The sequence below is a fragment of the Petrotoga sp. 9PWA.NaAc.5.4 genome, from assembly GCF_002895485.1.
In the GTDB taxonomy this organism is placed as follows: Bacteria; Thermotogota; Thermotogae; order Petrotogales; family Petrotogaceae; genus AZRK01.
Map to the genome: position 1 here is coordinate 25768 of NZ_AZRK01000001.1, position 20606 is coordinate 46373.

Here is a 20606-nt window from a genome sequence, read left to right on the forward strand (position 1 = left end):
TTTTATGCCTGACAAAGTTACGATAAAAGAAATAGCAAAAGAAGCTGGAGTGTCTATATCAACTGTTTCTCGTGTAATGAATGGCTCTTTACCTGTCAAAAAAGAGACAAAAGAAAAAGTATTAAAAGCAGTTAAAAAACTTAATTATTATCCCGATTCACTTGCCAGAAGTTTGAGAATAGGATATACAAAAACTATAGGCATTATAATTCCTAATATTGCTAACCCTTTTTTCGCAACTATAGTAAGAGGAGCGGAAGATTATTTGAGATCCAAAGGTTTTTCTGCAATTATATGTAATTCAGATAACGATGTTAAAGAAGAAGAAAGATTACTAAAATTACTTACCGAGAAAAAAGTTGATGGTATTTTGTACTCCGGTATAGGAGACCATGCAGAAGAACTCATTAACAGAAATGTACATATAGTTTTTATTGATAGGGTTATAAAAGAAAACAATTTCTCTTATGTATGCTCCAATAACTATCAAGGCATGCAAAATTTACTCGAATATTTATACAAAACGAACCATAAAAAATACACATTTATTAGTGGTAAAAAAGAAATATTCAGTGCAACAGAAAGGTTGAGAGCATTTTTAGATTTTGTTGAAAAGTACAATTTAGATTACCAAATATATGAAGCAGAGTATACCTATGAATCAGGCCTTTCTGTTGCAAAGAAAATAAAAGTTTTACCAGATGTAATTGTTTGTTCAAACGATTTAATAGCATATGGCGTTATTGAATACCTAAAGTCAAAAAATATTAATGTTCCGAAGGATGTCGGTGTTACTGGCTATGATGATATAACTTTCAGCAAAATGTTTTCTCCAGCTTTAACAACTGTGAGTCAACCCATTTACGAAATGGGAAAAACTGCTGCAGAAATTATTTATAAGATTATATTGAAGAAAGAAGATTCTTTTGCTTTACCAGTAAAACTATTTCCAAACAAAGTAATTGTAAGAAATAGTACAAGAAGGAGCGAAGCATATGAAAAAGCAGGGAATATTTAATTCTAAAATAGCATCTTTTATTGCATCTGTAGGTCATAAAGATATGATCACAATTGTTGATATGGGATATCCCATCCCTAAAGGTATTGATTATGCAGATTTAGTGGTCGATAAGGGTAAACCAAGTTTTATAGAAACAATAAATGCTGTTTTAAAAGAATTAGAAGTAGAAAAAGTAATTATTGCAGAAGAAATGGAAAAGCAAAATATTGTTAATTATGAAAAAATTATGAATACATTTTTAAAGGTAGAGATAGAAAGATTACCCTACGAAGATTTTAAAAAATTTGCAAAATTTTCTAAATTTTTTATTCGTACAGGAGAATGTACGCCTTATTCTAACATCATCTTAGTCTCAGGAGTGATATTCTAATGTTACTTGAAATGAAGGAAATTACCAAAATTTTTCCTGGAGTTCTTGCTCTTGATAAAGTGAATTTTGATTTGCAAAAAAATGAAATACATGCTCTTTTAGGAGAGAATGGTGCTGGAAAAAGTACATTGATAAAAATTTTAGGTGGGATTTATAAGCCCGATAGCGGAGAAATTATTTTGAATGGAGAAAAAGTAGAGTTTAATTCTCCTATAGATGCAAAGAAAAAAGGGATTTCAATAATTCATCAAGAGTTAATGTTAGCAGAAAATTTAACTATAGCTGAAAATGTATTTTTAGGTAAAGAGATAGGATCTTCTTTCAACATAAATTTCAAAGAAATGTTTAAAGAATCTGAAAAATACTTAAAAATGCTTGGTTTTGAAAAAGATCCTAAAATTCAAGTTTCCCAATTGAATGTTTCAGAAAGACAGCTTGTAGAGATAGCAAAGGCACTTTCTTCAAATGCAAAAATATTAGTCATGGATGAACCAACAGCCACCATCTCTGAACATGAAACAGAAATATTATTTAAAGTTATGAGAGAACTTAAAGAAAAAGGAATTTCTATTATTTTTATAACTCATAAGCTAGAAGAAGTATATCAAATTGCGGATAGAGTCACTGTATTAAGAGATGGAAAGTTAGTAGAAAGCGGGAATTTAGAAGAGTTTACGCAAGATGATTTGATAAAAATGATGGTAGGAAGAGAAATAAAAGAAATGTTTCCAAAATTCAATGAAATAAAAGACAAAATTATTTTTAAGGTTGAGGATTTTGAAGTACTTAGTAAAGTAACTCCCGTATCTTTTGAAGTAAAAGAAGGGGAGATATTTGGAATAACAGGACTTGTAGGTTGTGGTAAATCTGAATTAGCTTTAGGATTATATGGTGTTTACAAATCCAAGTTTAAAAATCTTATGATTAATGGAGAAACACTAAAAGAGATTAAAAGTCCAGAACAGGCTTTGAAAAAAGGGATCGTTTTAGTTCCAGAAGACAGAAAATCTCAAGGCCTTGTACTTTTATTAAACGTTACACAAAATTTAGCACTTGCTAATTCTGATAAGTTTGCTTCTTTATTGAATGTTGACTGGAAAAAAGCAGAAAATGAAACAAAAAAACAAATAAAAAATTACAATATAAAAGCTTCTTCTGAGAAACAATTAGTTAAAAATCTATCAGGAGGTAATCAACAAAAAGTCGTACTCGCAAAATTTCTTTTAAAAAATCCTAAGATTGCTATTTTAGTAGAACCGACCAGAGGTATAGACGTTGGATCCAAAATAGAAGTTTATAAACTTATCAACGAGTTAGCAAATAAAGGAATGGGTGTGATATTAGTTTCCTCTGAAATACCGGAGATTATGGGTCTCTGTGATAGAGTAATGATTATGCATAGAGGAAGGATGGTAGATATTATGGAAAGGCAAGAATTCTCCCCAGAAAAAATATTAAAAGGTAGCATGGGATTGATAGCAAATGCTTAAAAAAATTTTAGATTTCATGAGAAAAAATCCTGCTTTGGTTGGATTCATAGGATTGTTCATTATTTTGTCTATTTTTACTGATAGTTTTTTTAACATGAATAATATAATCAATGTTTTTAGACAAGCCTCAACTATTGCTATTTTAGGTTTTGGCATGACATTAGTTATTATCAGTGGAGGTATAGATTTATCCGTCGGTTCTACATTTGCACTTAGTGCTGTGGTAATGGCTTCTATAGTAAAAGGTGGAAATGTTCTCTTGGGAATCTGTGTTGGCCTTTTGATTGGTGCAGTTATGGGAACTTTCAATGGTATTGTCATTTCAAAAGGGAAAATACAACCATTTATTGTTACTTTAGCAACAATGGCAATTGGAAGAAGTTTAACTTTGGCATATACAAAAGGTATACCGATTTCTCTATTCCCAAATAACTTTAGATTTCTCGGAAGAGGGGACGTATTAGGAATTCCTGTTCCTGTTCTAATAATGTTGGGGATGTTTTTTCTAAGCCTTTATATATTAAAAAAGACAAAGCTTGGCCTTTATATTTATTCGATAGGTGGCAACGAAGAGGCAACGAGGCTAAGCGGTGTAAATGTAAATCGTTACAAAGTAGTTATTTACATGCTTAGCGGTTTATTTTCGGCTGTAAGCGCAATTATTTTGACAGCAAGATTAAATAGCGCACAACCTACTTTTGGTCAAGGATACGAATTAGACGCTATTGCAACTGTTGTATTGGGAGGGGCAAGTTTAGCAGGTGGTAAAGGTGGAGTATTGGGAACTTTGTTCGGAGCCTTGCTTTTAGGCACAATAAATAATGGAATGAATTTAATGAATATCTCTCCATTTTATCAAGATTTAGTGAAAGGAATAATAATTCTTTTGGCTGTTTTTTTAGAACACCAAGATTAAAGGATTAGGAAAAAGATACTCACTGGAACATAGTAAAAAAAATACTTTAAGGGAGGCTGAGTAGTATGAAAAAGTTACTTTTATTATTTGCTTTAGTCATTTTTTCAACTTTTAGTTTTGCATTGAAGGTTGGCCTATCTATTTCCACATTGAACAATCCTTTCTTCGTTGATTTAGCAAATGGTGCACGAGATAAAGCTAAAGAATTGGGAGTCGAACTAATTATAGTCGATGCCAGAGATGATTCGGCAAAGCAACTAAACGACGTTGAAGATCTGATCTCGCAAAAAGTTAATATAATTTTAATAAATCCTACAGACAGTGATGCAGTCGTAGCTGCTATAGAAGAAGCTAACAATGCAAACATACCAGTTATTACAGTGGATAGAGGTGCTAGTGGAGGAAAAGTATTATTACATATTGCGTCTGATAACGTAGCAGGCGGAAGAATGGCAGGTGCTTTTATTGCAGAACAAATTGGCGCTAAAGGAAAAGTTATTGAATTAGTCGGCATTCCTGGTACATCTTCTGCAAGAGATAGAGGAAAAGGATTTAACGATGAAATAGCTAAATATCCTAATATTAAGGTAGTAGCAAGACAAACAGCAAATTATAACAGGGCTGAAGGATTAGTAGTTATGGAAAATCTTCTTCAAGCTCATCCTGATGTTAATGCTGTTTTTGCACATAACGACGAAATGGCTTTAGGTGCTTTAGAAGCAATAAAAGCGGCTGGGAAAATAGATGATATAATAGTAGTGGGATTCGACGCTACTCCCGATGCATTAGAGTCCGTAAAAAGAGGAGAATTAGCAGCAACTATTGCACAACAACCTTATTTAATGGGTTCATTGGCTGTGGAAAAAGCTGTAGAATATTTGCAAACCGGAACTATTTATTTCCCAGTAGAATTACAATTAGTAAATCAATAAATTTTCTCGGGTGGGGAAATTCCCCACCTTTCTAAACAGAAAAAAGGAGAGATATTACAATGATTGCTGTAATTGGTAGTAGCAATATGGACATAGTGTTTAATGTAGATCATTTCACTCTACCTGGTGAAACACAAAAAGCGATATCCTTGGATTTTTATTTTGGAGGTAAAGGAGCTAACCAAACAATAGCTGTCGCAAAGCTATCAAAAAAACCTGTGTTTTTTTGTAGCTGTTTGGGGGATGATGAATATGGAAAAGAAATATCTAAAAACTTCGAAAATTTTAACATAGAAGGCTATACTATAGAAAAAAAAGAATTAACTGGTCGAGCTTATATAGAGGTTGATAAAAAAGGTGAAAATAGAATAATACTTTTTACTGGTGCAAACGATAAAATAGATAAAGAAAAAATAGATATGTTTTTGAATAAATATCAAAATAAAATTGACGTATGCTTATTACAGAATGAAATCCCAATAGAAAGTGTAGAATACGCGATTTCAAGGTTGCATGAAAAAGGAATAAAAATTGTATATGATCCGGCACCTGTCGGTAATACCAACGTAGGTATTTTAGAAAAAGTAGATTTTTTAACACCTAATGAAACAGAGTTCAGATTCTTGTGTGAAAAAATCAGCATAACCTTTGATGAATCAAAAATGGACAAAGCTGTCATAAAATTCAAAGAAATAACTAAAGTAAAAAACTTAATAGTAAAACTTGGGGATAAAGGTTGTGTTTACCTTGATGAAAATGGAAAAACAGAAAAAGTTTCAGGTATAAAAGTAAAAGCAATAGATACAACAGCAGCTGGAGACATTTTTAATGGAGCATTTTCCGTAGCTTATGAAGAAACAAATGATTTAATAAAAAGTCTTAACTTTGCAAACAAAGCAGCAGCTATTTCTGTCACAAGAAAAGGAGCTCAATCCTCTATTCCAGGTAGAGAAGAGGTTTTTAATTTTTCGTTTTAAAGTTAAGAATTGTTTTTGTACAATTTATTTAAAATCCCACTCTTTTTTAATGGAATGAAAAGTTTGTGCATAAAAAATAGGGCTATTGCATAAAAAACCGAACTTATCAAAAACAAATAAGTGTAACCTTGAGGTAACATGCTTACAACTCCAAATATCGTGGCTGCTAATGATCTTGTTAAAAAATTAGCAGCATTTTTTAAACTGTTAATGGAGGTTATTCGACTTTTTGGAAGCGAACTCAGGACAGAAGAAGTTTCGACTGGTGTTGTCATATTCATAAAAGTAAATCTTAAAGCATAGAGCACAATGAAAAGTAAAGGGATTCGTATGAAACCCAGTCCTATAATTAAAGGTATAACCAAACTGTTTAAAATGAAAGTATATTTAAAAGGTCCAAATCTTTTAGAAAGAATTGGAGATAAGGCGGATCCAACCGCTGCCCCAAATTGAGCTATAGATAAAGATATTCCAATAAGAGAAGGAGACATATCAAAAAGATCTCTATATATTACGCTTCCAAAATTAACAAATAATCCTGCTCCAAAAGCTACAGCAATTGTTCTCAAAAGATAAAATTTTATTATATATCTTTCATCTTTATTATATTCGGAGAAGTCGAAAACTTTTTTAAATGAAATATTCTTATCGCCTGTGCTTTCTGAAATTTTTCTTAAAAATATTGGGGATACAGCATAACAAATTCCAGTAATATAAAGAGTTGCTTTTAATCCGAAATACTCACCCATGTAACCACCGACAAAGTTACCTAATACACCACTACCCATAAAAATGGCAAAGTTATATCCGAAAGCGGTTCCTCTGATTGAATGATCTGTGATATCAATTATATAAGAGTTTAAAAGTAAAGTTCTTGAACTCATAACCCCCCCGCTGATAAAACCTAAAAATAACAATATGAATTTATATGGAAAGATACTTCTTATTAAAATTAAAATTCCAAAACCCATGGAAGAAATCAAAAGCATTTTTTTCTTCCCTATTTTGTCTCCCAATATGCCAATTATAATTCCCAGTATTGCAGAACCTAACATCTCTACAGATGTTACTTGTCCTATAAATTGGTTAGTATAACCTATATCCCCTAAGAATAAATTAAATACTACTTTATAAATTGCCCAGAAAGAACTACTAATAGAAGAAAAGATTAATAGACTAATTACTTTAGACGGCAGTTTTATCACCTCAATATAGTTAGCTTATCTAACTATATTCTACCACTAATAATTATAATATTTTTAGAAATCAGATTAAATTTATTTTAAAAGCATGCGATATTACTATCTGCTCGTGGCTCAGTTCCACCTATAAGAACTCCTTCATCGTTTCTATAAATAAATTGTCCTCTTCCAAATTCGGAAGAATTTAATGATACTTTTATTTTATGACCTTTATTTTCTAACGTTTCAAGAATATATGTAGGAAATGCCTTCTCTACTATAATCTCTTTTTCTTTTATCCATTGCCATCTTGGTGCATCTAAAGCCGCTTGTGGATTTAAATTAAAATCGATAAAATTCATAAGGAATTGTAAGTGACCTTGTGGTTGCATGTACCCTCCCATCACTCCAAAAGGCCCTATTGCATTTCCATCTTTTGTTAGAAAACCAGGAATAATAGTATGATAAGGTCTTTTTAAAGGCTTCAGACAATTATTGTCTTCTTCATTTAGCGAGAAACTCACACCTCTGTTTTGCAAACTTATTCCGGTATCAGGAATGACTATTCCAGAACCAAATCCCATGTAATTACTCTGTATGTATGAAACCATATTACCGTATTCATCGGCTGTAGCAAAGTATACCGTTCCACCAGAATATGGATCCCCCGCTTCAGGTAACAAGGCTTCTTTTCCTATAAGTTTTCTTCTTTTGTTACCGTATTCTTCTGATAACAAATCCTCTATTTTAACCTTCATATTGTTTATATCTGTTATGTATTTTAAACCATCGGCGAATGCTAACTTTAATGCTTCTATCTGCTTATGATAACTCTCTGAATATTCTTTACATTGGAAATGAAATTCTTTTAAAATGTTTAGTGCCATCAAAACTATTATTCCTTGACCATTAGGAGGTAATTCCCATACATCGTATCCTCTATAATTAACACTTAATGGTTCAACCCAAATAGGTTCATAATCTTCTAAATCTTCTTTTGAAATATATCCTCCTGTTTTGTTAGAAAATTCAACTATCTTTTCTGCCAATTTCCCATTATAAAAGGAATTCGCGGATGATTCTGCTATAGATTCCAAAGTTTGAGCATGTAATTTAGACGACCAAATTTCTCCAACTCCTGGTGCTCTACCCTCAGGAGCAAAAACATCAAACCATGCTTTAGAAATTTCTTCTTTTAATTCTTTTTTATAAAGGTTAAAGGCATTTTTCCACGACTTTGCAGTTACTGGAGAAACAGGGAATCCCTCATTTGCATAATCTATAGCTGGTTCTAATAATGCTTCTAAAGGTAATTCTCCAAACTCTTTAGATAAAGTCGCCCACGCAGCAGGAGCACCAGGTACAGTAACTGATTCCCAACTATGAGCTGGTATCTTTTCATAACCTTTAGATTTTAATTTTTCCACAGTCAAATTCCTTGGAGCGTAGCCACTTGCATTTAAACCATATATTTTGCCATCTTTATATACTATAGCAAAAGCATCTCCACCTATTCCATTTGAAGTTGGTTCTAAAACTGTTAAAGAAGCAGCAACTGCAACAGCTGCATCAACAGCATTTCCACCTTTTTTTAAAATATCTACACCTATTTGAGAAGCCAAAGGATTAGAAGTAGCAATCATTCCCTTTTTAGCATAAATTGGCACTCTTTTAGAAGGATATGGAAAATTCAAACTATCAAACATATATTGCACCTCTTTCTTTTAATTAAATTTTAAGAATCTTTGTTTATTATATCATTAAAAGATAGTACATAAAAAGATAGTAAAAAAGTTTATGACAATTAAGTTTCGGGATTTTAAAAATAACCGCAATGGAGTTTATTTCAGGAGGTGTTTATCATGATAAAGAAAAGCAAATTTATTATTTCTTTGTTAATCGTTGCATTATTTATGGTTTCGGCTTTTGCAAGCAATAATAACTATTCAGATACTTATATTACTAAATTTGTTCTCTCAAACTCTTTTCACTGGAACTCTCATGAACTAATTGAATTTATGGATATATTAGGTCAAGAAAATCATAGGAACTATAAATTTTTTTTAGAAGACTACAATTTAGCCAACAGTTATGATTATACTTCTTTAATAATAAAAGATTTAATTAACTTTGTAAATCAAGAAAATTTATATTGGATGTATCAAAAAACAGGAAATGAAGATTTTAATGTCTTTTCAACAGTAGAAAAAAATTTTCGGCAGAAAAATCAAGAGATTAGTATGAAAAAGTATAAAAACGATTATTCATCAGATAGATACAACTCTTTGAGTGTTAAAAAAGTGGATAGATTATCATTTTTAAATTATAACAGCCTCTTTTACGAAAGTTCACCAAAATTTATTGAAATTGAAGATAATATTTTCATTTTTGCTTGATAAAAAAAAAGAACTATGATATAATAAAAGATGTGTATTGGTTGAAAGTGATAATGTTAATTAAATATTATTAAATCTCAGAGAGGAGGGAATCAAAACATGAAAAAGGTATTTGCAACATTGTTAGTAGCTGTTTTAGCAGTTTTTAGTTTTGCTGCTTTTGATGCAACAGTAGGCTATGTTAACACTTCACTTAATGCAAGTGAGACTCCTGGTGCGACTGATGTCACATTTCATGGTATAAGTGTTGGGGCTAACTACATTTACGAAGATTTGGGATTTGTAGAAGGTGGAGCTTTAGTTTTAGGTGGTTCTTTTGATTATTATTTTGAGCAAGAAGGCCTTTCCCAAATGGACCTTACTTTGAATGTTGGTTATAGACAAGACTTAGAAGTATTCTTCCCGGGTGTTCCTGTATTTGTGGAAGGATTATTTAACTATTCTTTCGGCTTAGGTGACAGCACAATTAAAAACGCTTTAGCATTTGGTGGAGGAGTAGGAACAACTTTTGTAGTACAAAACCTCAATGTAAGTTTAGGAGCGGATATATTATTCGCAAAACCAACTTTAGCTGAAGAATATGAAGGCTTGTATGAAGATGGTTTTGGTCCAAAATTCAAAATTTATGCTGGTGTGACGTTACCATTTTAACATATCGAAAAAGTAAAACCTCCTTTTCATAGGAGGTTTTTATTTTATATTTTCTTTTTCATTTCTATGGCTACTATTTTATAACCTGAATTTATAAATAATTTTTGTAAAAATATTAAATATCTTGGTAAAGTGATTATCCTTGGTTTTTGGTAACTTTTGATCAAACTGACATATTTTTCTTTGAACCCTAATTTCTTATACAATTCAAGTGCCACTTTATTATTACCAAATACATTTAAAATAATTGATTTCATATTCTTCTCTTTTATTAAGTTTTCTAACTCAGATAATGTCCTTTTTGCGTAACCTTGTGCTTGATATTTTGGAAATATTCTTATATCATATATAAATGTGTGCTTTTTATTCTTATTTATAAAAATCCATAAACGACCAACATATTCCCCGGTTTCGTTTATTATATTAAAAGCATAATTCTTCCCTTTTTTCTCATCTTCATCGCAAATCGTATCTATTTGTTCTTGTGCTCGAGCTAATGCTTCTTGATAGGGTAGCAGTAGATTTTCTGCTAAAACCTTTGCATATTCTATATACATCTTATTTTTATATATTTCAAATTCTTCTTCTATCATCAGTTGGAGTTTCACTACAGCGATGAACCTCCTCAAAAGCTTTATAACTAATCTTTTATTCCTAAAATACCTAAAGCTTTTTTTGCAATATTAGAATATTTATCAAATAAGCTCAGATCTACTTCACTTCTATTGGAGCTACCATGATTGTCTGTAGCCAAAAACTCAACCATGTTATTTTTCAAATAATATCGTGCTTCATCAGAATTTAGGCCTTCCAAATTAACTTGAAAATATACGTTCATTTCTTTCATCCTATGTGCTAAATCTTTATTTTCATATAACCATTTATACCTTTCTACATGAACGAGTATTATTTCATATCCATCTAATTGCAAATTAAAGATAGAATCTAAAGCATAAAAAGGAAAAGTTTGGGTTGGAAATTCTATTAAACAAAAGGTATCATTAAAAGGTATAAATTCTTTATAGTTTGGAGTTAAATACAATTCAGATGCTAAAAAAGTTTTTATTCCCACTTCTTTTTCTATTATATCTTTTAAATTGTTATAAGTTTTTTTGATCTTTTCTATATCTGTTTCAACAGATGGATTATTAATATGAGGAGTAAAAATAGTATATAAAATATTATTTTCTTTATATTTTTTTAATTCTTTTATTGTTTCTTCAACGGAGTCTACTCCATCATCAATGCCAGGAAGTAAATGGTTATGAATATCTATAAACATTTTTATTCCCCCTTTTTTATTGACCCATACTTGTAACCCCTTTAATTTTTAAAATGTATTTTGGCCTTTTTAAAAAATATTTATTTCTGAATTATTAATCGTTCACAGTTGTTCTTCTCTTCCTTCTTTTCTTTTTTTCTCCATCTTCGGAATAATAATAATAGTAGTAATAATAATTGGATGACTGGACATTTAAGTCGTTTATAACCGTTCCCAATAATTTTACACCTGAAACATTTATGTTATCATAAGCGTTTCTTAAACCTGTTTTTATAGTACCATTTATTCGAGTAATTAATACAATACCATCAGAATACCTCGAAGCTATAACACTATCAGAACTAACAAGCACAGGTGGAAGATCTATTATTATCTTTTCGTATTGTTCTTTTAATTTTTCGAGCATAATTTTGAATTCATTGGATGTTAAAACGGCTGTTGGGTTAGGCGGTATTACTCCAACTGGTAAAATATCTAAGGTATCCAATCCTTCTATAGGAGATTGGATTGCTCTTTCAAGCGGAACCCCTCTTAATAAATGGTTAACAAGCCCTACATTTCTTGATTTCAATTCAAAAATCTTTTCAATCCTAGGTCTTCTCATATCGGCATCCATTAATAACGTCTTTTTCCCAATTTGAGCATAAGAAATTGCAACATTAGCTGCTGTTGTTGTTTTACCTTCCGATGGCCCAGGACTTGAAAAACAGATTACATTCGGCTCCTTAGAACTTGAAAAATCTATATTTGTTGTTAAAAGCTTATATGCTTCGGAAATAGGAGAAACTGGATCGTTTAAAACTATTAATTCTCTTTTTGATTCTTCTTCATCATAATTATAATTAACATGAGGTATTCGACCTAAGATTGGGGCATTTTTCAGTATTCTTTTTACATCACTTTCTTCTTTTAACCTTTTATCCATGTATTCCATTAGGAAAACAACAAGTATTCCAAGAAATATACCTAAAACTCCCCCAATAGCCGCAGTTAAAGTCTTATTTGGTTTTACAGGATTTGGAGAGATATACGCTGAATCTATAATATTCGCAGTACCTATAACACCTGCTTCAGCAATTCTTGCTTCTTCTAACTTTTCCAATAGCAATACATATAAATTTTCTTTTACTTGAACTTCTCTTTGATAATCCATTAATTTTTGTTCTAAAGCAGGTAATTTATTTAATTGAGTTTGATATGTATCTCTTATAGCTGTAATAGATTGAATAGTACTCTGCGTAACTTGTTGTCTTGTTTGCTCTTCAATTAACTGGGCATACAAACTATTATATTGTGGATTAGCAGTTTTTACTTGAGATGTAACTATAGTAGCTATTTCATTTTTCAACATCTCTTGTGCCTGGGCTAACTGTTCTTTCAATTTCAACACTTCAGGATCGTTAGGAGACTTTGTTCCTTCAATACCAGCTAATTGAACTTGTATATTTACTATTTGGTTGCGCAAATTACTAACAACTGGATTTATAGAAATAGTTTCAGAAGAAATAATTTCCTGATCCATGCTTTTTAATACATCATTCAACGCATCAATTTTTGCTTTTGATCCATTCAACTGCACTTGATAAGCATTAAGTTGTTGATCATATGATACCAAAAATTGTAATATCGCTTTTGCTTCTTCATCTAAAATAAAAACATTATTCTCTTCTTTAAATTTTCGAAGATTATCTTGAGCATTTTGTAGTTCTTCTTCAACCTTTGGGATTTGTTCTTGAATAAAAACTCTTCGAGCAGTATACTCATTTTGTGAGAGACTTTTTAATAAATCATTATAAACCAATGAGAGTTCATCTGCAACTCTTCTTGCTAAATCAGGGTCTTCACTTTGTACAGATATTTTTACAATATTCGTATCGCCAATGGGGGAAACTGTTATCATATCATTTAAAGTTTTAATGATATCATTTATAGTAACACCTTCAGGATTTTCTGAGTTAGCTCTGAAATAATCTACGAGATTCAAGTTTTCAATTACTTTTTCTAAATTTCTTCTACTTTTAATCAATTCGATTTCTGTTGATATTTTTGAAGAACCTGTTGTCATTTGACTTCCAAATATATCAGCAACAGACCCTTGCTTTGAAGAATCAACCTTTAAAGTAGCTGTGGCTTCATAAATAGGAGTTGCTGTGAAAAGATATATAAGAGTAATGCATACTGTTACTATAACAGTCAAAAAAAACCACCAAAACCTGTTTTTAAAAATCTTTAGTATATCTTCAAAGGTTAGTTCATTTTCCTGCTTTTCCTCTTCCATCAATCTTCCTCCCACTTTTTTATCTTTTAGAACCCGTTATAAGTTCAAACACTTAATTTTAGAAAATATTTATTTCTAAAGTCACTATCTTTAAGCAAATTAACTTTCAAAAATAATTTATAACGGTATTATTTTATCATAAAAAACTATATCTTTCATTAAAATGGATAATAATTTTTTCTTTCAATTTTGAAATCTTTTTTGTATTCCAACAATGTGCAAAGACTCTTAAAATCACATTTTTGACAATCATGATAAGTTTCATCACTCTTCGCATTTCCATATTTCTCATACATTTCTTCAAAAAATCTTCTTATTTCCCTTTCTTTTACCGAGATTGGTGTAAAGTCCGAATTTTCGATATTCGTTAATATTTTTTGCATCCAATCGGTAAACTCTTTTAAGTCAAAAGATATGTATTTAGCAGATTTACCGTGCATATTATAGATAATTTTATCCTTTTGTATTTTTATAAATTTACTTCTATTTTTATCTCTTTTTGTAATCTGAAACTTAAGATAAGTATCTTTATTTTTCAATTTATTTTTCCATTCTTCTATATTTAATAAAGCTAAATAATATATCAATAATTGCTCACTTTGCACATTTTTTGAACTCTTATAATCTATTATAACAAGCGTTCCTTCATATAGATCTTCCTCAAAAGTATCCATTAAAAACATATAATTTCCATTAGAAAGATCTATTCTATCTATTCGCGTTTCTAAATCAATATCTTTATATTTTTCTAAATTGATTTTTACTTTAACTTCTAACTCTGTTTCCAAGACTTGACTATAGTTTAATATCTTTTTCTTATCTATTTTAATATAATCTTTGTGCATAGTTGAAATTGTATAGTATATATCCTCAACTATTTCTTCTGCTGTAATTTCTTTTATAACCTTGTAAGAGTAAAAGGATTCATCTATATACCTGTCCCACAAATAGTATACAATATTTTTAATTTCTTCCTTAAAGCTTTCTTCATCCAATAACTTTTGATCGACAATTCTATATTCTTTATACTTATCAAAAATCTCTTTTAAAACTCTATGTTTTATTAAACCTTCAAAGAATATTTCAAATTGTTTTTCACCTTTCAAAAATGCTTCATTTTGGAGATAATATTTAAATGGACAATCTACATAATTTGATATTTTGGTATGGCTTAACCTTCCAAGGTGTGTTTTTAATTCCAGTACCCATTTATGATTGTTAACCTCTTCTAAAAACTTTTCTGAATTGAGTAAATAATCATCAGATAAAAACTCTCTTTTGCCATTTAATAGATAATATATCAGTGCCTCACTCTTAGAATAAATATCGTTTGGATTTTTGGGAATAACATCTTTCTTTAAAAGAAATGATTCTGAATAATGTACATTCTTAAAGTATTTTCTAATTTCCTTTTCATAAGGAGAAGAAATCATACTTTCTCCATTAACTTTGGCTCTTGAATAAGTTAATATAACATTTTCAGAAAACATCATCGATATAAACAAATTTCTTCTACTTATTTCCTCTGATAATTTTGCCATCGAAATACCTTCATTTGTCATCGATGCAATAAAAGGATTAACTTTTATATTAGGATAGTTGTCTTCATTAAAACTTATAAAATATTTAAATTTCTTTTTAACAAATCTTGAATCTTCTAAACTCATTATTTCAACAGTATTGGCATACCTTTCTGTTTCTCTATAAGTTTCTATTTGTATCAAAGACGAGATAATTTTATAAAACTTGTTTAAATTTAGTTTTTTGTTAGTTTTTAAAAGCTTTTCCAAACTATTTTTAACATTAAATATAAGAGTTTCAAAAGTTTTAAGCGCATTTAATTCACTTTCTACCAAAGTTATTCCCTTATAATCCTCAATTTTATTAAAATTTATGGAATTATTGTTAATCCATTTCTTTATCAAAGAAATATAACTTGATACTGTGAAGTTTTGCTGATTTCTATCAATAATTTGAACATCATTTAATATTTCAAAAACTTTCTTAAAACCCTTTTTTAGTACATTAAGATCGTATAATTCTTTCTCTATCCTTTCCGCTTCATCACTATTTTTTAGATAAATCTTTCTGTTATTTATTTCTTCTTCGATTTTGTTCATCCATTTTTCTTCTCTTTTTTTTAAAGAAGTCTTTTGAATATCATATAACAAACCAAACTTTCTTAAATAATTCTCTATTTGATCCATAGTTAGATCTATTTTTCCACCATACCCACTTTCTAACATAGCCAAAATATCTTCCACTTCACAACCTCTCACCAATGTCTTTAATGGTTGTAGCAATATCAAGACAGTTTGACTTTCAGAAAGCGGAACGTCATTTTTGAATCTGAATGGTACGTTGATCTCTTCAAAATAATCGGCAAGCATTTTTGCAGAAGAAGTATCAGGCACAACTATACCAAAATCTTCTGGCAAAAAATTTTCGTAGATCAATTTTTTCTTTATTTCCTTAGCCACATTTTCAATCTCTAAAATGTCATTACTCATTGGTAAAATAGTTATGGGGATACCTTTAAATACTTTTACCAAATTACTATGTTTTTTTTCAAAGATAAATCCTTCATTTGAAAGAAAACTGTATATGTTTGTTATTGAAGTGAACGCCCGGTCTTCTATGTTAGTCCAAGAGATGAAATGTACTTCTTCAAAAAGATTAAACATAGTCTGAAACGTTTTATAAATAGCGGGAGAGATATCAAAAAAGCCAGAAATAACTATCCTTTTACCTATCTGTGTCTTACCTTCTTCTTTCAATATTTTGGGAAAAATTTCATAAAACCATTTATAAACACTTACAGGATCATAGTTTCTTTCATATTTTATAGACATATCGAATTGAGTAGAAAGTAAATCTTCAAGTTTATTTTCTAATTTTTTATACAATTTATATAAATTTGAGTCAATATCTATTGAATTTTCTAATACTCTATAATCTTGGGAGGGTTCCAAAACCTTTTCATCTTGCACTCTTGATATTTCCCATTTTTTTTCGAAAATATCTAAAAGATATTCCACGCCTTTACTAGAATTTGAAATTACATTCAGGTATTCAAAAAACTCTTCGTCTTTCTTTTCAAGTTCTATCAGATCAGTAATCTCGTTCTCTATATAAACTTTTAAAAAGTCCCTGTCAAGAATAACCGCATTAGGTTCATAAACTTTAAGCGTTTCAGTTACATATTGATTTATAACTCTAAATGCATCTCTATTTATTGTCCTATTTAATTTTGATGCAACTGTTTCAGCTACTTGCTTAACATAGAAACCAGTTGGACCAATAAACAAAAAATCTAATGGATTTTCTTGATAAAAAGGTAGGATCAAATTTGCAACTTTCTCAAAATGATCTTCATTCAAGTCAAATAAGTAAATTTTTTTCATTTTATTATAAGTCCTCCTACCAACTTTCTATTTCGTCTCGTACTACATCAAAATTATATTCAAATTTATATCTTCTATTTTCTCGCTCTTTTCCTAAAAAATTCTTTTCTATGTAATCATAGTTTCCCATATTGTATTTGTACTCAATTTGAGTATTTGGAGGCATTTCTAAAATCAGGCGATAAGTACCATCTTCAAGTTTTTCAAACCTGTATTCTTCATCTCCGACTAACCAATCATTGAAATTCCCCATCATATAAAGAGATAGATCAGAAGGAGTGTTATCAGGAACAGAAACTACTAAAAATGTAACTTCGTATAAATTCTCTTTATCAATTATTACAGGAATTCCTGCAGTAGGAGTAGAAGGTTTAACAGTAGGAGAGGTTGATTTTTGGGCAGAAAAGCCTAAAAGCAAAACTATCAAAGTAAAAGGCAAAAAAATCTGTAAAAAGTTTTTCATAAAATTCACTCCGTTTTTTACAAAAATTTTTTGTACGAACTATTATATCATAAGATTATATCTTATTACATTAATAAAAAGCAACTATGACAATTGCTTTTTATTTTAAGTTGCATATTAAATCTTGAACTGTTCAAATTGACTTTTAAGTTTTTTCGAAAGTCTCTTCAATTCATTAATACTTTTATACATCCCTGAAGTTTGTCGATCCTGCCTCTTCCTCTTGAGCGGTTTCTATAGCCATATTTAAAATCAATAGATTTGTTTGTTCAGTAATTGAATTTATTGTCTGAACGATATTTCTCTTATTTATTAATCATAAAATTTTTGAAGAAGTTATTTATTATCCAAATTTTAAAAGAACTTGATAGTAAGTATATACAATGGAATTATAAATTTGCAATAATTTGTGGTATAATTTTTTTGTTAAGAAATATAAGGTGGCACATGGCCCATTCAAAATTAAAAAAAGGAGTTATAGAAGTATGGAAAAATTTCAACACATGGGCCTTTCTGAGAGTACATTAGAAGCTATTTCTTTTAAAGGTTACAAAGAACCAACACCGATTCAGGAAATGGTTATCCCTTACCTTTTGGAAGGTAAAAATAATGTAATCGGACAGGCTCAAACAGGCACAGGAAAAACTGCCGCATTTGGTATTCCATTGATAGAAAAGTTAGAAGAAAAGTTAGATCACGTACAAGCACTAATTTTAACCCCTACAAGGGAGCTGGCTTTACAAGTATGTGAGGAGATAAACTCTTTAAAAGGGAACAAAAGATTGAAGCTTTTTCCTATATACGGAGGAGTCTCTATAAACGATCAGATTAGAGCTTTACGAAAGAATGTCGACATCGTAGTAGGAACGCCAGGTAGAATCATAGATCATTTGAATCGTGAAACTTTGGATATTAGTAAAATCAAATATCTAATAATAGACGAAGCAGATGAGATGCTCGACATGGGTTTTATAGATGACGTTGAGTTTATAATTTCTAAAACAAACAAGGAAAAGCAAGTATTGATGTTTTCTGCAACAATGCCTTCAAGAATTGTGCAACTTGCTAAGAAGTATATGGGTAAATTTGAAATTATATCTACTGTTAAAGAAAACAAAGAAAATTTGACTGTGAGAGAAGCTCGACAAATTTATTATCGCGTTCAAGAATCTGATAAGATAAAACTTTTAAGTAGATTAATAGACCTTGATGAAGATTTCTATGGACTTGTTTTTACAAAGACAAAGGTTCAATCGGAAGAAATTGCAAATAAATTAATTGAAAAAGGTTACAAAGCAGAGGCTCTAAACGGAGATGTTTCTCAATATCAAAGAGAAAGAATTTTAAATAATTTTAAAAACAAAAGGATCAAAATGTTGATAGCAACTGATGTTGCTGCAAGAGGAATAGACATAGAAAATCTAAAGTATGTTGTAAATTACTCTCTTCCTCAAAATCCTGAAAGTTATGTCCATCGTATCGGTAGAACTGCCCGAGCAGGTAATGAAGGAATTGCCATTACATTTGTAACCCCAAGCGAATTTACAAGATTCTTATTCATTAAAAGCGCAGCTAAAGCTGAAATAGAAGAAGCGAAAATCCCTGATGTAAAATATGTTATAAATGCTAAGGTTGAAAAAATAAAAGAAGAAATTAAAGAATCTTTATCAGGGAATATAGAACCCATCTATGAAATTTTGGCAGAAAAAATTTTAGAAGAGACTAACGAAGAACCGTCTGTTATTATCTCTTCTATTTTAAAGCATTTTTACAAAGATGTTCTCGACGTCAAAGAATACGATCAAATAAAACCCGTAGAAACTGTTTCAAAAAATAAAAAAGCACGATTGTTTGTAGCTTTAGGTAATTCTAACGATATGGCACCTAAAAAATTAGCTGAATTTATTGAAAAGGAAACAGGAATAAACAAGAAAAATATTCAAGATATAAAAGTATTAGATAAGTTTTCTTTTATTACAGTACCTTACGAAAACTCAGAGGTCATTTTAGAAACATTCAAAAGAAAATCAAAAGGTAAAAAACCGCTTGTTGTACAAGCTAAAGAAAAAGATAGATCAGATAACAAAAGTAGACATTTTACCAGAAATTAGTTTTTATTGTGCGTTTTTAACAGCTTCGTATACGTTAAAATGTAACTTTTTATCATAAGCTTCGGGTAGAATCCTTTCTGGAGTTGGAATGCAGGAATTTGCTATCGCAATGATAGCCGAATGAAGCATATTTTTGGTGATTTTAGATCTTTTTTCTAAAGCACCTTTCATTATTCCAGGAAAGGCTATTAAGTTGTTAATTTGGTTAGGATAATCCGACCTTCCTGTTGCAACTATAGATGCCCCGAAGCTTTTTGCTATTATTGGGTTAATTTCAGGTATAGGATTGGCGAGTGCGAAAATAATAGGATTCTTTTTCATTTTTCTAATTATTTCTTCAGTTAATATATCTCCTTTTGAAACTCCAATAAATACATCTGCATTTACAAGTGCATCAGAAAGATCTCCAGATAGATTTTCAAGATTAGTGATTTTTGCTAATTCTCTGTGATATTCATGTAAACAGCTTCCAGGAAGATTCTCGTTTAATATGCCGTTTTTATCAACTAATATTAAATCTCTCACTCCAAAATCTATTAAAAACTTTGTTATGTTGTAACCAGCTGCTCCTATTCCGTTTACAACTACCTTTACATCTTTTGATTCTTTCCCTAAAACTTTCAAAGCATTCAAAAAACCAGCTGTTACAACAACAGCAGTCCCTTGTTGATCATCATGAAAAACTGGAATATCCATTATTTTGTTCAGTTCTTCTAATATTTTAAAGCATCTGGGAGCAGCGATATCCTCCAAGTTTATCCCACCAAATGATGGCTCTAAACTTTTAACTATATTAATAATTTCATCAGTGTTTTGAGTATCTAAACAAATTGGAATTGCATCTAAACCCGCAAAAAGATTGAAAAGTAATGCTTTCCCCTCCATTACAGGAAGTGCGCCATATGGACCTATGTTTCCAAGCCCCAAAACTGCGCTTCCATCAGAAACTATAGCTATAGAATTCCATCGCCGAGTATAAGAATAGGTACTTTCTGGATCTTTGGAACACAATTGAGCAACGTCTGCAACACCGGGAGTATAAAGTAGCGATAATGAATATTTATCGAGATTATCAACGTTTGAAATAGTTCTTATTTTACCTTTAAGTATTCGATGTAATTCCTGAGAATCCAT

General features: G+C 30.3%; 17 protein-coding genes. 9 read left to right on the plus strand and 8 right to left on the minus strand.

Features of this window, described 5'->3' with window-relative positions; translation table 11 throughout:
- Positions 1-4: 4 nt before the first annotated feature.
- From X924_RS00120 to rbsK, 6 genes are all read left to right on the plus strand, one after another.
- Entirely contained in the window at positions 5-1018 is a 1014-nt protein-coding gene (locus tag X924_RS00120) for a LacI family DNA-binding transcriptional regulator (RefSeq protein ID WP_121956916.1), read from the plus strand.
- Entirely contained in the window at positions 996-1391 is a 396-nt protein-coding gene (rbsD, locus tag X924_RS00125; protein WP_121956917.1) for a D-ribose pyranase, read from the plus strand. The genes X924_RS00120 and rbsD overlap by 23 nt, the downstream gene beginning before the upstream one ends.
- Complete coding sequence (locus tag X924_RS00130; RefSeq protein WP_121956918.1) at positions 1391-2881, plus strand: sugar ABC transporter ATP-binding protein; 1491 nt, start codon at positions 1391-1393, stop codon at positions 2879-2881. Before rbsD ends, X924_RS00130 begins: the two co-directional genes overlap by 1 nt.
- Positions 2874-3797 carry an ABC transporter permease gene (locus X924_RS00135; RefSeq protein ID WP_121956919.1) on the plus strand — a complete coding sequence of 308 codons (924 nt, stop codon included), beginning with the start codon at positions 2874-2876 and terminating at the stop codon, positions 3795-3797. Before X924_RS00130 ends, X924_RS00135 begins: the two co-directional genes overlap by 8 nt.
- Positions 3798-3862: 65 nt before the next feature.
- Positions 3863-4729, plus strand: a complete 867-nt coding sequence (gene rbsB / locus X924_RS00140; protein WP_121956920.1) for a ribose ABC transporter substrate-binding protein RbsB — start codon at positions 3863-3865, stop codon at positions 4727-4729.
- Between the two features lie 59 nt (positions 4730-4788).
- Positions 4789-5706, plus strand: coding sequence for a ribokinase (gene rbsK, locus X924_RS00145; RefSeq protein WP_121956921.1), 918 nt, complete (start codon positions 4789-4791; stop codon positions 5704-5706).
- 2 nt (positions 5707-5708) lie between these two features.
- Here rbsK and X924_RS00150 read toward each other — a convergent pair whose 3' ends face one another.
- Positions 5709-6911, minus strand: a complete 1203-nt coding sequence (locus tag X924_RS00150; RefSeq protein ID WP_158245259.1) for an MFS transporter — start codon at positions 6909-6911, stop codon at positions 5709-5711.
- 77 nt (positions 6912-6988) lie between these two features.
- Entirely contained in the window at positions 6989-8593 is a 1605-nt protein-coding gene (ggt, locus tag X924_RS00155; RefSeq protein WP_121956923.1) for a gamma-glutamyltransferase, read from the minus strand.
- A 156-nt stretch (positions 8594-8749) separates the two neighbouring features.
- Between ggt and X924_RS00160 the strand changes: the two genes are divergently transcribed.
- Together X924_RS00160 and X924_RS00165 are read left to right on the plus strand one after the other, a co-directional pair.
- Entirely contained in the window at positions 8750-9283 is a 534-nt protein-coding gene (locus tag X924_RS00160) for a hypothetical protein (protein ID WP_121956924.1), read from the plus strand.
- Positions 9284-9382: 99 nt separating this feature from the next.
- Positions 9383-9934, plus strand: a complete 552-nt coding sequence (locus tag X924_RS00165; RefSeq protein ID WP_121956925.1) for a hypothetical protein — start codon at positions 9383-9385, stop codon at positions 9932-9934.
- 44 nt (positions 9935-9978) lie between these two features.
- Here the strand turns inward: X924_RS00165 and X924_RS00170 are convergent, their stop codons facing one another.
- The 5 genes from X924_RS00170 to X924_RS00190 form a co-directional block, all read right to left on the minus strand.
- A complete protein-coding gene (locus tag X924_RS00170; protein ID WP_146255650.1) occupies positions 9979-10542 on the minus strand; it encodes an N-acetyltransferase in 564 nt (187 codons plus the stop codon).
- 32 nt (positions 10543-10574) lie between these two features.
- Positions 10575-11216, minus strand: a complete 642-nt coding sequence (locus X924_RS00175) for a CpsB/CapC family capsule biosynthesis tyrosine phosphatase (RefSeq protein WP_121956927.1) — start codon at positions 11214-11216, stop codon at positions 10575-10577.
- Positions 11217-11310: 94 nt separating this feature from the next.
- Positions 11311-13494 carry a polysaccharide biosynthesis tyrosine autokinase gene (locus X924_RS00180; protein WP_121956928.1) on the minus strand — a complete coding sequence of 728 codons (2184 nt, stop codon included), beginning with the start codon at positions 13492-13494 and terminating at the stop codon, positions 11311-11313.
- A 158-nt stretch (positions 13495-13652) separates the two neighbouring features.
- Positions 13653-16898, minus strand: a complete 3246-nt coding sequence (locus X924_RS00185) for a PD-(D/E)XK nuclease family protein (RefSeq protein WP_121956929.1) — start codon at positions 16896-16898, stop codon at positions 13653-13655.
- A gap of 16 nt (positions 16899-16914) precedes the next feature.
- A complete protein-coding gene (locus X924_RS00190) occupies positions 16915-17361 on the minus strand; it encodes a hypothetical protein (RefSeq protein WP_121956930.1) in 447 nt (148 codons plus the stop codon).
- A 485-nt stretch (positions 17362-17846) separates the two neighbouring features.
- Here X924_RS00190 and X924_RS00195 point away from each other — a divergent pair, with 485 nt between their 5' ends.
- Positions 17847-19472 carry a DEAD/DEAH box helicase gene (locus X924_RS00195; RefSeq protein WP_121956931.1) on the plus strand — a complete coding sequence of 542 codons (1626 nt, stop codon included), beginning with the start codon at positions 17847-17849 and terminating at the stop codon, positions 19470-19472.
- A gap of 3 nt (positions 19473-19475) precedes the next feature.
- Here the strand turns inward: X924_RS00195 and X924_RS00200 are convergent, their stop codons facing one another.
- Positions 19476-20606 (minus strand): NADP-dependent malic enzyme, encoded by a 1131-nt coding sequence (locus X924_RS00200; RefSeq protein WP_121956932.1) that lies wholly within the window; start codon positions 20604-20606, stop codon positions 19476-19478.

Excerpts from the sequence above, each read along its gene's own strand:
- ggt (WP_121956923.1), bottom strand. The coding sequence starts at position 8,593 with ATGTTTGATAGTTTGAATTTTCCATATCCTTCTAAAAGAGTGCCAATT.
- rbsD (WP_121956917.1), top strand. The coding sequence starts at position 996 with ATGAAAAAGCAGGGAATATTTAATTCTAAAATAGCATCTTTTATTGCA.
- X924_RS00175 (WP_121956927.1), bottom strand. The coding sequence starts at position 11,216 with ATGTTTATAGATATTCATAACCATTTACTTCCTGGCATTGATGATGGA.
- X924_RS00200 (WP_121956932.1), bottom strand. The coding sequence starts at position 20,606 with ATGGATTCTCAGGAATTACATCGAATACTTAAAGGTAAAATAAGAACT.
- X924_RS00190 (WP_121956930.1), bottom strand. The coding sequence starts at position 17,361 with ATGAAAAACTTTTTACAGATTTTTTTGCCTTTTACTTTGATAGTTTTG.
- X924_RS00165 (WP_121956925.1), top strand. The coding sequence starts at position 9,383 with ATGAAAAAGGTATTTGCAACATTGTTAGTAGCTGTTTTAGCAGTTTTT.
- rbsB (WP_121956920.1), top strand. The coding sequence starts at position 3,863 with ATGAAAAAGTTACTTTTATTATTTGCTTTAGTCATTTTTTCAACTTTT.
- X924_RS00195 (WP_121956931.1), top strand. The coding sequence starts at position 17,847 with ATGGAAAAATTTCAACACATGGGCCTTTCTGAGAGTACATTAGAAGCT.
- X924_RS00160 (WP_121956924.1), top strand. The coding sequence starts at position 8,750 with ATGATAAAGAAAAGCAAATTTATTATTTCTTTGTTAATCGTTGCATTA.
- X924_RS00130 (WP_121956918.1), top strand. The coding sequence starts at position 1,391 with ATGTTACTTGAAATGAAGGAAATTACCAAAATTTTTCCTGGAGTTCTT.
- X924_RS00180 (WP_121956928.1), bottom strand. The coding sequence starts at position 13,494 with ATGGAAGAGGAAAAGCAGGAAAATGAACTAACCTTTGAAGATATACTA.
- X924_RS00135 (WP_121956919.1), top strand. The coding sequence starts at position 2,874 with ATGCTTAAAAAAATTTTAGATTTCATGAGAAAAAATCCTGCTTTGGTT.
- rbsK (WP_121956921.1), top strand. The coding sequence starts at position 4,789 with ATGATTGCTGTAATTGGTAGTAGCAATATGGACATAGTGTTTAATGTA.
- X924_RS00120 (WP_121956916.1), top strand. The coding sequence starts at position 5 with ATGCCTGACAAAGTTACGATAAAAGAAATAGCAAAAGAAGCTGGAGTG.
- X924_RS00185 (WP_121956929.1), bottom strand. The coding sequence starts at position 16,898 with ATGAAAAAAATTTACTTATTTGACTTGAATGAAGATCATTTTGAGAAA.